We start from the raw sequence: 11,944 nt of genomic DNA on the forward strand, positions 1-11,944 counted from the left end.
GGAATTCGTGGCCCTGTACCAAAAGGACAAGGCCGACGACATCACCCTGCGCAACACCTGGGTCACCGCCGGCGTGCGTCCGGTCTACGCGTTCACGCAGAACTTCAAGCTGCAAGGCGAGCTGGGCTACACCTCGCTCAAGCAAGATTCGACCGGCGACACCGCGCACTTGACCAAGTTCACGATCGCGCCGACCATCGCCATGGGCGAATCGTACTGGTCGCGTCCTGAGTTGCGCTTCTACGTCACCTACGGCAAGTGGAATGGCGCGGCCACTCCCCTGGTCAACGCCAGCAACAACTCCGGCGCCGTCTACGGCAACGGTACCAGCGGCACCTCGGCTGGCCTGCAACTGGAAGCATGGTGGTAATCTGAGCCAGCGCGGCGCTGTCCTGAAAGGGATGGTCGCCGCGCCCGCTACGAAGCCGGCGCAAGCCGGCTTTTTTCATTGTCTACGCCGTTGTCGCCACGCGCGCGCTTGACATGCAAGCGATTGCTTGCCTATACTTCATGCAATGGATTACTTGCATATGACAGCCCATGGCCGAACCTCCCGATGACACCGACTTGCTGTTCAAAGCCCTCGCCGATCCCAGCCGACGCAAGCTGCTCGATTTGCTGCACGCATACGACGGCCGCACGCTCAACGATTTGTGCGTGCACCTGGACATGACGCGGCAAGGCGTGACGCAGCACATCGGCGTGCTGGAGGCGGCCAGCCTGGTGGCCGTCATGTGGCGCGGCCGCGAGAAGCTGCACTTCCTCAATCCGGTGCCGCTGCAGGAAATCCATGAGCGCTGGATCGCCAAGTTCGAACAACCCCGCCTCACAGCGCTGGGCGGCCTGAAACAACGACTGGAGGATAGCAATGAATAAATCGACTTTTGTTTATGTCAGCTACATCCGCACGACGCCGGAAAAGCTGTGGTCGGCGCTGACCGACGCCGAGTTCATGAAGCAGTACTGGTTCGGCATGCACTGCGAAAGCGAGTGGAAGGCGGGATCGCCGTGGAAGATCGTGTCCGGCGACGGCGTGGTCTACGACGCCGGCCACATCGTCGAGGCTACGCCGCCGCGTCGCCTGGTGATACGCTGGCAGCACCAGAACATGCCCGAGCTGAAGGCCGAAGGCGACTCGCTGTGCACCATGGAACTGGAACCGGCCGGCGCGGCCGTCAAACTGTCGATCACGCACAGCATCGAGCGCGAACCGTCGAAGCTGATCGACGCCGTTTCCGGCGGCTGGCCGAAGATCATTTCCAACCTCAAGTCGCTGCTCGAAGGCGGCGCCGTCGTCCTGCCGGCGCCCTATCCCGCCGCCCGGAATAAGGGCAAGCCGCCGCCATCGCGGGGCCGGATCGGCGGACCGCGCGGCCCCGCGTCCGCGTCGGGATGGAAAGCCGGCGCGAACAAAATCCGCTTGACTTTTGAGACGACCGGTCTAATAATAGCGACATGGCTAAACCAAATCTCAGGGAAAATATCGTTGCCGCCGGCCTGAAGGCGATGCACCACAACGGTTACAACGCGACGGGCGTACTCGACATCACCACGGCCGCTGGCGTGCCGAAGGGTTCGTTCTACCACCACTTCGCCAGCAAGGAAGCGCTGGGCGCCGAAGTCGTCGATCTATACGGCTCCAACCCGACCCGCCGCCTGATACTGGCGGACCAGTCGGTCGCGCCGACGGAACGGCTGAAGCAGTATTTCACCGGCTTGAACAATATGTTCATCGACAAGGAATTCGTCCACGGCTGCCTGCTGGGCAACCTCAGCGGTGAACTCGGCGACAGCAGCCCGATGATACGCGACCGCCTCGCGGCCGTGTACGGCGTGTGGTCGACGGCCATCGCCGGCGCCATCCGCGACGGCCAGGCCGACGGCAGCATAGGCGGCAAATTCACGCCGGAAGATTTGTCCATCTTCCTGCTCGACGCCTGGGAAGGCGCGGTCTTGCGGGGCCGGGTTGAAAAGAACCGCCGCGCGCTCGACATCTTCTTGAACGTGGGCCTGGCCACCGCGCTGGCCTGATCCCGACAGCGGCGCAGTAAAAGGAGATCCGTCTCCTTTTATTTTCGCCACGAAAATAACAGACCGGTCTAATTTAAACGAGAACAGACGATGAAACCTGACACCCAGCAAAGCATCACTCCCCTGATCTGGCTGGCGCTCGGCGCCTTCGCCATCGGCACCGAAGGCTTCATGATCGCCGCCCTGCTGCCGCAGATGTCGTCCGACCTGGGCGTGTCGACCGCCGCCGCCGGCCAGCTGGTGACCGTGTTCGCGCTGGCCTACGCCTTCAGCTCGCCCATCCTGACCGCCGTCACCGGCCACCTGAACCGCCGCACGCTGCTGATCTGGGCCATGGCCGCCTTCGCCGCCGCCAACCTGATCGCCTTCCGCGCCGACGGCTACTGGAGCTTGATGGCGGCGCGCGTGCTGCTGGCGTTGGCGGCAAGCGTCTACATTCCGGCCGCCAACGCCCTCGCCGGCACCTTGGCGGCGCCGCAGCGGCGCGGCCGCGCGCTGGCCATCGTCAACGGCGGCACCACCATCGCCATCGCACTCGGCGTGCCGCTGGGCGCCTACATCGGCGCGCACTTCGGCTGGCGCATGACGTTCGCCGGCGTCAGCGCCCTGGCCCTGCTGGCCGTGGCCGGCCTGGTCAACGGCCTCGACCGCTCATCCGGCGCGAATCTGCACGTCGCCACGCTGGCCGAACGGCTGGCCGTGGTGCGCCAGCCGGCCATGCTCAAGGCACTGCTGATGACCACGCTGTGGGCCATGGGTTGCTACACCGTCTACACCTATCTGTCGCCGCTGCTGGCCGCGACGGCCAACATGAACGCCACCGAAATCGGCGCCGCCCTGTTCACCTGGGGCGCGGCGGCGGCCGTCGGCGTGTTCATCGGCGGCCATGTCAACGACAAAAAAGGCGCCCAGTCCGTCATCGCGCCCAGCCTGCTGATCGCGGCGCTGGCCCTGGCGGCGATGTCGGCCGCCGGCCACTGGCTGCTGCCGTCGGCCGCGCTGCTGCCGGTCTGGATCGGCGTGTTCGTCTGGGGTGTGGCGGCCTGGGCCGTACATCCGGCGCAGCAGGCCCGCCTGATCGGCATCGCCGGCGTCCAGGCCGCGCCCATCGCCCTGTCGCTGAACGCCTCCTTCCTCTACCTCGGCTTCTCGCTCGGTGCCGCGCTCGGTTCCTTCACCCTGGTCAAGGGCGCGGTCAGCGACCTGGGCTGGGTTGGCGCCCTGTGCGAAATCGCCGCCCTGCTGGTGGTCTGGGGCGCCGGCCAGCGCACCAGCGCCAGCGCGGTTGTCAGCGCCAGCAAATAAGCCCCCACCCGTTACTCCATTCGATGTTGCTCACCGGAGGCCTGCTCCGGCTATCTATAAAGGAATTATCATGACCACCATTACCGCCCTGCTGCAAACTATCCGCCTCGGCCGCATCGAACTGCCCAACCGCATCATCATGGCGCCGCTGACCCGCATGCGCGCCGGCGACAGCGGCGTGCCGACCGCAATGAACGCCGACTATTATGCGCAGCGCGCCTCGGCCGGCCTGATTATCACCGAGTCGACCCGCATCGGCGCGCTCGGCCACTCCTATCCCGGCATGCCCGGCATCCACACCGAGGCCCAGATCGACGGCTGGAAAAAGGTGACGCGGGCCGTGCACGCACGGGGCGGACGCATCTTCCTCCAGATCGCCCACGGCGGCCGGGTCTCGTACTCCAGCTACACCAGCGACAACCTGGCGCCGGTGGCGCCGTCGGCCGTGGCGCCGGCCACCGGCATGGCTTTTACCCGCGAATTCGCGCTGACCGCCTTTGAAACGCCGCGCGCGCTGGAAGCGGACGAGATCGGCGCCATCGTCGGCGACTTCCGCCAAGCCGCCCGCAACGCCATGCTGGCCGGCTTCGACGGCGTCGAAATCCACGGCGCCAACGGCTACCTGATCGACCAGTTCCTGCACGACGGCAGCAATCTGCGCACCGACAACTACGGCGGCAGCATCGAAAACCGCAGCCGCTTCCTGCTCGACGTGGTCGACGCCATCGGCGCGGAAATCGGCATCGACCGCACCGCCATCCGCCTGTCGCCGTTCAGCCAGTTCAATGACATGCGCGACAGCGACACCACGGCGCTGTTCGGCCATGTGCTGGCGCAGCTGAGCCAGCGCCCCCTGGCCTATCTGCACCTGGTCGAGGCGCGCGCCGCCGAACTGGGACTGTCGGACGAACTGCGCGCCGGCCTGGACAACAACGTCGCCCTGTTCCGCCAGGCCTTCAGCGGCCCGGTGATTTCGGCCGGCGGCTACACGCGCGACAGCGCCGAGGCGCTGCTGGCCGCCGGCGGCGCCGACGCCGTCGCCTTCGGCCGCAGCTACATCGCCAATCCCGACCTGGTCGAGCGCTTGACCAGCAACGCGCCGCTCAACGCCTACGACCGCGCCACCTTCTACGGCGGCGCCGAGCCAGGCTATCTCGATTACCCGACGCTGGAGCAGCAGCAGAGCCGCGCCGCCTGACGCGCCGGATCGACGCCGCGGTCCGCCGTCATGGCGCCGTGCCTTCGGCGGCCGCCAGCTTGGCCGCCGCGCGGGCGCGCACGGTGGTGACGCTTTCGCGGTTCAAGCCCCAGTTGTCGGTGTCGACTTCATCGATAATGACGAAGGTGGTGGCGGAATTCTTGTTGAGCACGCGCGCCAGCAAATCGGTGACGCCTTCGATCAGTTCCACCTTCTGTTCCGGGGTGACGCCTTCGCGGGTGATGCGGATATTGACATATGGCATGGTAGTAGCTCCGTTAATAGACAATCGAGACCATCGAGACCATCGGCGACACGGCTGTGTTCCGGGTGATCGATTATACTTTCGGCTGCGCCGCCGAGAGGGCGGCCGATTCATTACCGGGCGTTTTTTAAATGCCGTATCGGTACCGCATTTTATGCCTCATCGTTTCCGGAGAATGCCATGCCCGCGACATCGAGCCCGCCGCGCCCGCCTTCGCTGGCGGTGCTGCTGGCGACCAGCTTCGCCTTCATCATCGTCCAGCTCGACGTCACCATCGTCAACGTGGCGCTGCCCAGCATGGGCGCGGAACTGGGCGCCGGCGTCAGCGCCCTGCAGTGGGTGGTCGACGCCTACACGCTGGGCTTCGCCGTGTTCCTGCTGTCGGCCGGCGTGATGGGCGACAAGTTCGGCTCCAAACGCGTGTTCCTGACCGGCTTCGGCCTGTTCACGCTGGCCTCCGTCGCCTGCGCGATGGCGCCGTCGGCGATGGCGCTGAACGCGGCGCGCGCGGTGCAGGGCGTGGGCGCGGCGCTGCTCGTGCCGAGCTCGCTGTCCATCCTCAACGCCGCCTACGCCCACGATAAAAAGCTGCTGGCCAAGGCCATAGGCTGGTGGACGGCGGCCGGCGGCGTGTCGATCGCGGCCGGCCCGGTGATAGGCGGCCTGCTGCTGTCGACGGCGGGCTGGCGCAGCATCTTCTGGGTCAACGTGCCGATCTGCATCGCCGGCTTCGCGCTGACCTGCCGGGTGGTGCCGCGCATGGAGCGCAAGGAGGGCGCAAGGCATTTCGACGTGCCGGGCCAGCTGCTGTCGGTATTGGCGCTGACCGGTTTCATCGGCGCCGTGATCGAGGTGCAGGCGCTGGGCTGGTCCAGCGCGCTGGTGCGGGGCGGCTTCCTGCTCGCCTTCATCGCCGGCGCCGCCTTTTTGCTGGTCGAGCGCCGCGCGCGCGAGCCCATGCTGCCGCTGACGCTGTTCCACAGCCTGCGCTTTTCCGGCGCCGTGCTGCTGGGCGTGCTGCTCAATTTCGCGTATTACGGCATGATCTTCGTGCTCAGTTTTTATCTGCAAAAAGTGCGCGGCCTGTCCGTGATGCAGACCGGGCTGACCTTTTTGCCGCTGACGGGCACTTTCATCTTTTCGAATATCGCCAGCGGACGACTGTCGGCGCGCACCGGACTGCGCACGCCCATGGTGCTGGGCGCCCTGATCGGCTGCGCCGGCTACGCGCTGCTGGGCGCGTTCGGCATCTCGGACCACGCCACCTTCCTCGACATGCTGCCGGGGCTGGCGCTCATACCAGCCGGCATGGGACTGGCCGTGCCAGCGATGACGACGTCGATCCTGACCAGCGTCGAACGGCATCAGGCGGGGACGGCTTCGGCCGTGCTGAACACGGCGCGCCAGGTCGGCGGCGCCACCGGGGTCGCCATCTTCGGCGCCATCGTCGCCGGCGGCAGCGGCAGCGGCGCGGCCATCATGGACGGCGTGCACAGCGTGATGACGATTTCGGCCTTGCTGCTGCTGGCGGCGGCCGCCACCGCTTACTTCAGCCGGGCCGGCGTGGCGCACGCCGCCCGGCCGGCCTGAGCCGGCGATGACGGCGGCGGCCCGGCGCCCCTATTCGCCCAGCAGCGCCAGCGATTCCAGCCAGGCCGCTTGCCACTCCCATAAAACGTCCTGCGTGGCGAAGGCTTTTTTCAGGTGCGACATCGGCACCCGGTGCACATCGTTCAGGCCGAAGGCCAGCGTGACCGGATTCCACAAATAATTGTTCTTGCCGCCGCGCGAATTCTTGCGCACGCGCGCACCGTCGTCGCCGAAGATGCCGACCGCGCCGGCCAGCGCCTGCTCCAGGTTCAGCTTGACGATCGCGCCGAAAGCGGTCAGCACCTCGTCCCTGCTGATGCCTTTCAAACTTTCCGTGGCCGGCGGTGGCGGCGGCGCCACTTCGACCGGCTTGGGATGGAGCACATCGTGCGCCAGCTGCGCGACGTCGCGCCGGAAAAAGCGCAGGTCCGCCAGCGGCCGGCGCAGGCCCGGCGGCTTCAGCGCGATGGCGATGCGCTCGGAGTCGCGCGTAAAACGGATCAGCACGTCGTCGCTGCCGGCCGCCAGCCGCTGAGTGTCCTCGATGAACACCACCGGCGCGGCATAGCCGGTGATGCCCTCGGCGAACAGCTCGGCCAAGTCCGGCGCGTAGTCGAGCCAGACGTAGGGCGTCAAGCCGTGTTCGAGCAGGCGCGCCAGCGTCCACGGCGAGTTCGTTTGCGCGGTTAGCCAGAGGCAGGTTTGTTCGGTGGTGACGCGGTCGGGGAGCGTGGTCGGTGTCATGTCGGCTTGATGGATGGGGTGACGCGTAAAAGTGACGCATAAAAGTGACGCATGATACCGCAGATGCCCGGCCGGACCGTGCGCCGGGAGCACCGGACGGCGGCCGTTCGCTTGAAATATCAGGATGTCGGCACGCTATCCAGACTATACTCATCGCGGGAGGAACACGATTATTTTTAACGATGCCAAATACGATGTGGTGGCGGCTCTGCGCGCTGAAACCCAAGCGCAGCACGACAGGCTCGACAGCCAGCTGCCCATCGCCGGCAGCCATCCCACGTTCGCCGACTACCGGCAGCATCTGCTCGTCCTGCGCGCATGGCTGGGGCCGCTTCAGCAATGGCTGGGCCAGTTCGACGACGGCCCCCAGGACCCGGACTTTTTGCCGCCGACCGCAAGACTGGCCCTGATTGAGGCGGATCTGGCCGATCCCAGCCTGGCGCCGGCGGACCGGCATCCCTACCTGCACGAACATCGGCACCAGCTCCCCTTCGGCGCGCCCGCCAGCGACGCGGCGGCCTACCGTTGGGGCGTCTGCTACGTCATCGACGGCTCGCAATTGGGCGGCACCGTGCTGTACCGGCGGCTGGCGGCCACCTTGAGTCCCCACCCGCTGCGCTACCTGTCGGCCGACAACGTGGCGCCGGGCCCGCGCTGGACCGCCTTCCTCCACGGCCTGCGCGCGGCGGTGCGCGAGCCGGCGGCCATCGCGGCCGCCTGCGACGGCGCGCGCGACGCCTTCGACCGCATCCTGGCCCTGCACGGCCTGGACGCGCGCCTGGACGCCGGGCAAGCCGCATGACGCCGCCGGACACACGGCCGGTCGCCGCCGCCACGTTGGCGACCTGTGCCGACGAGCCGATACACCTGCCCGGCAGCATACAGTCGCACGGCGCCCTGCTGGTGTTCGACCGCGCACAACTACTGACGGCCTGGAGCGGCAACGCGCCCGAGCTGTTGCAGCTGAGCCTGTCGCTCGGGCTGCCGCTGGCCGCCATCGGCCTGGCGCCGGCCGTGCTCGACATCATCGCCAGCTGCGTCAACGACAACGCCGACGGCGAATCGGTGCACACGGCCGTCGAAACCACCATCGCCGCCCACCAGTTCGACTGCATCGTGCACACCTACCTGGGCCGCATCCTGATCGAATACGAGCGCCGCACGGTGGCCTCGGAAACCGTGGCGATGTTCGCCGTCAAGGCGCACGCCGCCATCGAGCGGCTCAAGCGCGAAAAATCCGTCACCGCCCTGCTGCAAATGGCCGCCGAACAAGTGCGCGCGCTGACCGGCTTCGACCGCGTGATGGGCTACCGCTTCCGCCACGACGACAGCGGCGAAGTGGCGGCCGAGGCGCGCCGCGCCGACCTGGCGCCGTTGCTGGGCATGCGCTATCCGCCCGGCGACATCCCGGCCCAGGCGCGCCGCCTGTACATCATCAACACGCTGCGCCTGATCTCCGACGTCAACGAGCCGCCCCAGCCCATGGTCGGCCGCGACGGCGACAGTCCGATCGACATGAGCCATTGCGTGCTGCGCAGCGTCTCGCCCATCCATATCGAATACCTGCAAAACATGGGCGTGGGCGCCTCGATGAGCATTTCCATCGTCATCAACGACAAGTTGTGGGGCATGCTGGCCTGCCACCACCTGGCGCCCAAGCAGGTGCCGTATTCGATCCGCATGGCCACCGAAGTCATGGTGCAGGTGCTGGCCGCGTCGGTGCAGCTGCTGGAGGCGCGCCAGCGCACCCAGCTGATCGAACAGTCGACGGCGCTGCGCTCGCACCTGATGGAAGCCATGCTCAGCGACGACGACATGCTGCAATCGCTGTCCGAACACGCCGCGCCGCTGTGCGCCATGCTGGCGGCCGAGGTGCTGATCGTCAGCCTGCACGACCGCATCCTCATCCATGGCGAGGTCGACCGTTCCTTAGCCACGGCCATCGTCAAGTCGCTGGCCCGGCATGAGGAAGATCTGGTGCTGCGCGACGCGCGCGTCGCCTGGCCGCCGGAACTGGCCGACGGGCTGGGCAAGTGGATAGGCATGCTGGCGATGTGTTTCGACCGCGCCAGCAATGGCTGGATGATCGTGCTGCGCGCCGAGCAGATCGAGGAAGTGCGTTGGGGCGGCAAGCCGGAAAAGATCACCGTGCACGGCCCGCTCGGTCCGCGCCTGACGCCGCGCGGCTCCTTCGAGGAATGGTGCCAGACGGTGATGGGACTGGCCAAGCCCTGGGACCACACCCACGTCATCATCGCCCAGCAGTTGCTGGGGGAAATGCACCGCGCCAGCATTGCGCGCCACGTGGAAACGGAACGCGCGCGCGAGCAATTGTTCGCCATGCTGGGCCACGATTTGCGCGACCCGCTCAACGCCATCAGCATGGCCGCGACGGTGCTGGAACTGGGCGGCGAGCCGAAGGAAATCGGACGCCGCATCCGCCGTTCCAGCTCGCGCATGGGACGGCTGGTCGGGCAAATCCTGGACGTGAGCCGCATCGACCGCGGCATCGGCCTGGGCATGCAGCGCGAGCGCGTCAACCTGAGCGTGGTGCTCGATGACATCGTCGACGAAGCGCGCACCGGCCATCCGGCCACCGACTACCGGCTCGACGCCGCCAGCGGCGTCTTCATCCACGCCGACGCCGACCGCCTGACCCAGGTCATCAGCAATTTGCTCAACAACGCCCGCAGTCACGGCGACCCGGCGCATCCGGTGAGCATAGAGCTGTACCGGCGCCCCCAGCATGCCGTGCTGGTGATAGGCAATGTCGGCACCGCCATCGATGCCGACCTCGTGCCCGCGCTGTACGACCCGTTCAAGCGCGTGTCACTCGACAACGCCCGCAACCGCGGCGGCATGGGACTGGGCCTGCACATCGTGCGCCAGATCGTGCTTGAACATGGCGGCAGCATCACCTACCACTACGACCAGCCGCAGGTGATTTTTACGGTGGTCCTGCCGCTCGATGGCTGAAGCGCCGGACGGACGTGTCGATGCGGGGGCGAGCGGAAAAGCCGGGGCGCACAGCGGTCTGCGAGGAAAGTAGGATGGTCCGCCCGGAGGGAATCGAACCCCCATGATCGCTTTAGAAGAGCGAGGTCCTATCCGTTGAACGACGGGCGGATTTGATGGCGCAAAAAAACGCGCCTAAGTGCTGCGGAAATGAAAAACGGGCTGTCAGTGACAGCCCGTTTTAAAAGTTCTTGGTCGGAGTACAAGGATTCGAACCTTGGACCCCCTGGTCCCAAACCAGGTGCGCTACCGGGCTGCGCCACACTCCGAAGACAAGATAATAACCGCTGCCGCGCGTTCCGTCAATGATGAGGCGGAAACTTTGCGCCATGCAGTACGGCGACCAATCGCCCGCCTCCGATAGAAATTTATGTCGTTACATTTGGCCGCGACGCCACCAGAATTGCTGCTTGTATCGCCGGGAAAGAATGCGCGATGAATGAGCAGCCTGATACCTTAAAGCCCGATCTGATCGAACAGCTGTACGACGCCGCGCTCGATCTCCAGCACGCGTTCCCGTCCCAACTTTATCGCGACGGCGACGCGGCCCTGCGCCGTCATTTGAAGCGCGCCCTGTCGCTGCGCGAGCGCTTGCAGCGCGCCGAACTGATCGCGCATGTCGGCGACGCGGTGCTGACGCACACCCGGAGCGCCGCCCTCGTCGTCGACCGCGATCTGACCGTGCTGCACGCCAGCGCCGATGCCGATGCGCTGCTGCAAAACGGCGCGCCGCTGCGGCGTCATCAGGGACGGCTGATGGCCGACACCAGCGACGGAACGCCGGCACTGGCTGTGCTGGTGGCGCGGGCGATCGACGCCGATGCTCGGCACCAGCAAGCGCCGCCGCTGTGTTTCCACCGCCACCAACAGGCGCCGCTGATGGTGAGCGCCGTGCCGCTGGCGCTGCCGATGCCGGTGCCGAGGCTGTTGTCAGGCATCGCGCTGGCCATCGTCTTCGTGCGCGAGATGGCGGCGGCGGCGCCGCCGGCGCTGGCCTTGCAGCAGCTGTTCGCCCTCACACCGTCGGAGGCGGTGGTGGCGAAAGCGCTGGCCGAGGGCGGTTCGCTGGAGCAGATCGCGCAGTCGCAGCACGTCACGGTCAATACGGTGAAAACACATATGCACCACGTCTACCGCAAGACGGCGACTTCGCGCCAGGGCGAACTGATCGCGCTGATACTGGGCGCCGGCGTCGGCACCGGCGCGGCGGCGGCACCGCGCCAGGAACAAGCGCGGCCGCCTCATCCATTCGGATGAAGCCAAAGCGCGCGCGCCGCCTATACTGACAGATGCGCCCGCAAGCACAGCGGCGCATCGATCTGAAAGGATGGCAGGCCATGAAAAAACTGATCGTACTGATGTTGCTGGCCATGACGTCGAGCGTCGTCCACGCGCAGGACGATGTGATCGTCAATGCGCCGACGCTGCGGCTCGACAGCAATGAGCCCTTGCATCGCGTCAGCAGCGACGACCTGGGGCGCTACCGCGGCGCCTACGAGCTGTCGAACGGCCAGACGCTGATCGTGAGGAGTTGGGGCGCCCGCCTGTACGCGGCGCTGGACGACCAGCCGCAGCATGAACTGGCCGCCACCGGCGACCACGGTTTCGCGGCGCGCGATGGGCAATTGAAGATATATATCGACCTCCACGACGACGGCCGCGCCAGCGGACAGTTGCTGATCGCGACGCCGCCGCGCCAGCTAGCCGACGGCAGCATGAGCGCGCAGGAGCCGCTGGCGCTGACCTTGCGTTGACGCTGAGTTGACGCTGAGTTGCGCCGGGGCTGGGCCGAGCGA

At 66.7% G+C, this 11,944-nt stretch carries 12 protein-coding genes, 2 tRNA genes and 1 pseudogene; 11 read left to right on the forward strand and 4 right to left on the reverse strand.

The annotated features are described in order from the left end of the window. The 6 genes and pseudogenes from Q0S71_RS14165 to Q0S71_RS14190 all read left to right on the forward strand — a co-directional run. Nucleotides 1-370: carbohydrate porin (locus tag Q0S71_RS14165; protein WP_295996710.1), on the forward strand; the 370-nt coding region annotated here is incomplete at its 5' end. 170 nt (nt 371-540) lie between these two features. Beyond that, complete coding sequence (locus Q0S71_RS14170) at nt 541-876, forward strand: helix-turn-helix transcriptional regulator (RefSeq protein WP_295996714.1); 336 nt, start codon at nt 541-543, stop codon at nt 874-876. Next, nucleotides 869-1,315 (forward strand): annotated as a pseudogene (locus tag Q0S71_RS14175) (SRPBCC family protein); the annotation flags it as partial. The gene Q0S71_RS14170 and the pseudogene Q0S71_RS14175, both read left to right, overlap by 8 nt. A gap of 140 nt (nt 1,316-1,455) precedes the next feature. Then, on the forward strand, nt 1,456-2,031 hold the full coding sequence (locus tag Q0S71_RS14180) for a TetR/AcrR family transcriptional regulator (RefSeq protein ID WP_295996717.1): 576 nt from the start codon (nt 1,456-1,458) through the stop codon (nt 2,029-2,031). A 90-nt stretch (nt 2,032-2,121) separates the two neighbouring features. Further along, on the forward strand, nt 2,122-3,336 hold the full coding sequence (locus Q0S71_RS14185; RefSeq protein WP_295996720.1) for an MFS transporter: 1,215 nt from the start codon (nt 2,122-2,124) through the stop codon (nt 3,334-3,336). Between the two features lie 70 nt (nt 3,337-3,406). Continuing rightward, nucleotides 3,407-4,534: an alkene reductase gene (locus Q0S71_RS14190; RefSeq protein WP_295996723.1), complete on the forward strand. Its 1,128-nt coding sequence runs from the start codon at nt 3,407-3,409 to the stop codon at nt 4,532-4,534. A 28-nt stretch (nt 4,535-4,562) separates the two neighbouring features. Here Q0S71_RS14190 and Q0S71_RS14195 read toward each other — a convergent pair whose 3' ends face one another. After that, a complete protein-coding gene (locus tag Q0S71_RS14195) occupies nt 4,563-4,799 on the reverse strand; it encodes a 4-oxalocrotonate tautomerase family protein (RefSeq protein ID WP_295996727.1) in 237 nt (78 codons plus the stop codon). 180 nt (nt 4,800-4,979) lie between these two features. Here Q0S71_RS14195 and Q0S71_RS14200 point away from each other — a divergent pair, with 180 nt between their 5' ends. Continuing rightward, nucleotides 4,980-6,389 carry an MFS transporter gene (locus Q0S71_RS14200; RefSeq protein WP_295996730.1) on the forward strand — a complete coding sequence of 470 codons (1,410 nt, stop codon included), beginning with the start codon at nt 4,980-4,982 and terminating at the stop codon, nt 6,387-6,389. Between the two features lie 30 nt (nt 6,390-6,419). On the opposite strand, the gene Q0S71_RS14205 is transcribed toward Q0S71_RS14200, so the two are convergent. Then, nucleotides 6,420-7,133 (reverse strand): hypothetical protein, encoded by a 714-nt coding sequence (locus Q0S71_RS14205; protein ID WP_295996733.1) that lies wholly within the window; start codon nt 7,131-7,133, stop codon nt 6,420-6,422. Nucleotides 7,134-7,332: 199 nt separating this feature from the next. Between Q0S71_RS14205 and Q0S71_RS14210 the strand changes: the two genes are divergently transcribed. Continuing rightward, nucleotides 7,333-7,935 (forward strand): biliverdin-producing heme oxygenase, encoded by a 603-nt coding sequence (locus Q0S71_RS14210; RefSeq protein ID WP_295996736.1) that lies wholly within the window; start codon nt 7,333-7,335, stop codon nt 7,933-7,935. After that, complete coding sequence (locus tag Q0S71_RS14215) at nt 7,932-10,109, forward strand: ATP-binding protein (protein WP_295996740.1); 2,178 nt, start codon at nt 7,932-7,934, stop codon at nt 10,107-10,109. Before Q0S71_RS14210 ends, Q0S71_RS14215 begins: the two co-directional genes overlap by 4 nt. A 75-nt stretch (nt 10,110-10,184) precedes the next feature. On the opposite strand, the gene Q0S71_RS14220 is transcribed toward Q0S71_RS14215, so the two are convergent. Further along, nucleotides 10,185-10,259 (reverse strand) — tRNA-Arg (locus Q0S71_RS14220). An 81-nt stretch (nt 10,260-10,340) separates the two neighbouring features. Beyond that, nucleotides 10,341-10,417 (reverse strand) — tRNA-Pro (locus tag Q0S71_RS14225). A 166-nt stretch (nt 10,418-10,583) separates the two neighbouring features. On the opposite strand from Q0S71_RS14225, the gene Q0S71_RS14230 reads away from it, so the two are divergent. Continuing rightward, a complete protein-coding gene (locus tag Q0S71_RS14230; protein WP_295996743.1) occupies nt 10,584-11,405 on the forward strand; it encodes a helix-turn-helix transcriptional regulator in 822 nt (273 codons plus the stop codon). 80 nt (nt 11,406-11,485) lie between these two features. After that, the gene (locus Q0S71_RS14235) at nt 11,486-11,902 is read left to right on the forward strand and encodes a hypothetical protein (RefSeq protein WP_295996746.1); all 417 of its coding nucleotides are present in this window, start codon (nt 11,486-11,488) and stop codon (nt 11,900-11,902) included. Nucleotides 11,903-11,944 lie beyond the last annotated feature (42 nt).

This window comes from Rugamonas sp., assembly GCF_025354735.1.
Lineage (GTDB): Bacteria > Pseudomonadota > Gammaproteobacteria > Burkholderiales > Burkholderiaceae_D > Rugamonas.

Coding starts and splice junctions, on each gene's coding strand:
- Q0S71_RS14185 (WP_295996720.1), top strand. CDS start 2,122: ATGAAACCTGACACCCAGCAAAGCATCACTCCCCTGATCTGGCTGGCG.
- Q0S71_RS14190 (WP_295996723.1), top strand. CDS start 3,407: ATGACCACCATTACCGCCCTGCTGCAAACTATCCGCCTCGGCCGCATC.
- Q0S71_RS14200 (WP_295996730.1), top strand. CDS start 4,980: ATGCCCGCGACATCGAGCCCGCCGCGCCCGCCTTCGCTGGCGGTGCTG.
- Q0S71_RS14170 (WP_295996714.1), top strand. CDS start 541: ATGGCCGAACCTCCCGATGACACCGACTTGCTGTTCAAAGCCCTCGCC.
- Q0S71_RS14215 (WP_295996740.1), top strand. CDS start 7,932: ATGACGCCGCCGGACACACGGCCGGTCGCCGCCGCCACGTTGGCGACC.
- Q0S71_RS14195 (WP_295996727.1), bottom strand. CDS start 4,799: ATGCCATATGTCAATATCCGCATCACCCGCGAAGGCGTCACCCCGGAA.
- Q0S71_RS14180 (WP_295996717.1), top strand. CDS start 1,456: ATGGCTAAACCAAATCTCAGGGAAAATATCGTTGCCGCCGGCCTGAAG.
- Q0S71_RS14235 (WP_295996746.1), top strand. CDS start 11,486: ATGAAAAAACTGATCGTACTGATGTTGCTGGCCATGACGTCGAGCGTC.
- Q0S71_RS14230 (WP_295996743.1), top strand. CDS start 10,584: ATGAATGAGCAGCCTGATACCTTAAAGCCCGATCTGATCGAACAGCTG.
- Q0S71_RS14205 (WP_295996733.1), bottom strand. CDS start 7,133: ATGACACCGACCACGCTCCCCGACCGCGTCACCACCGAACAAACCTGC.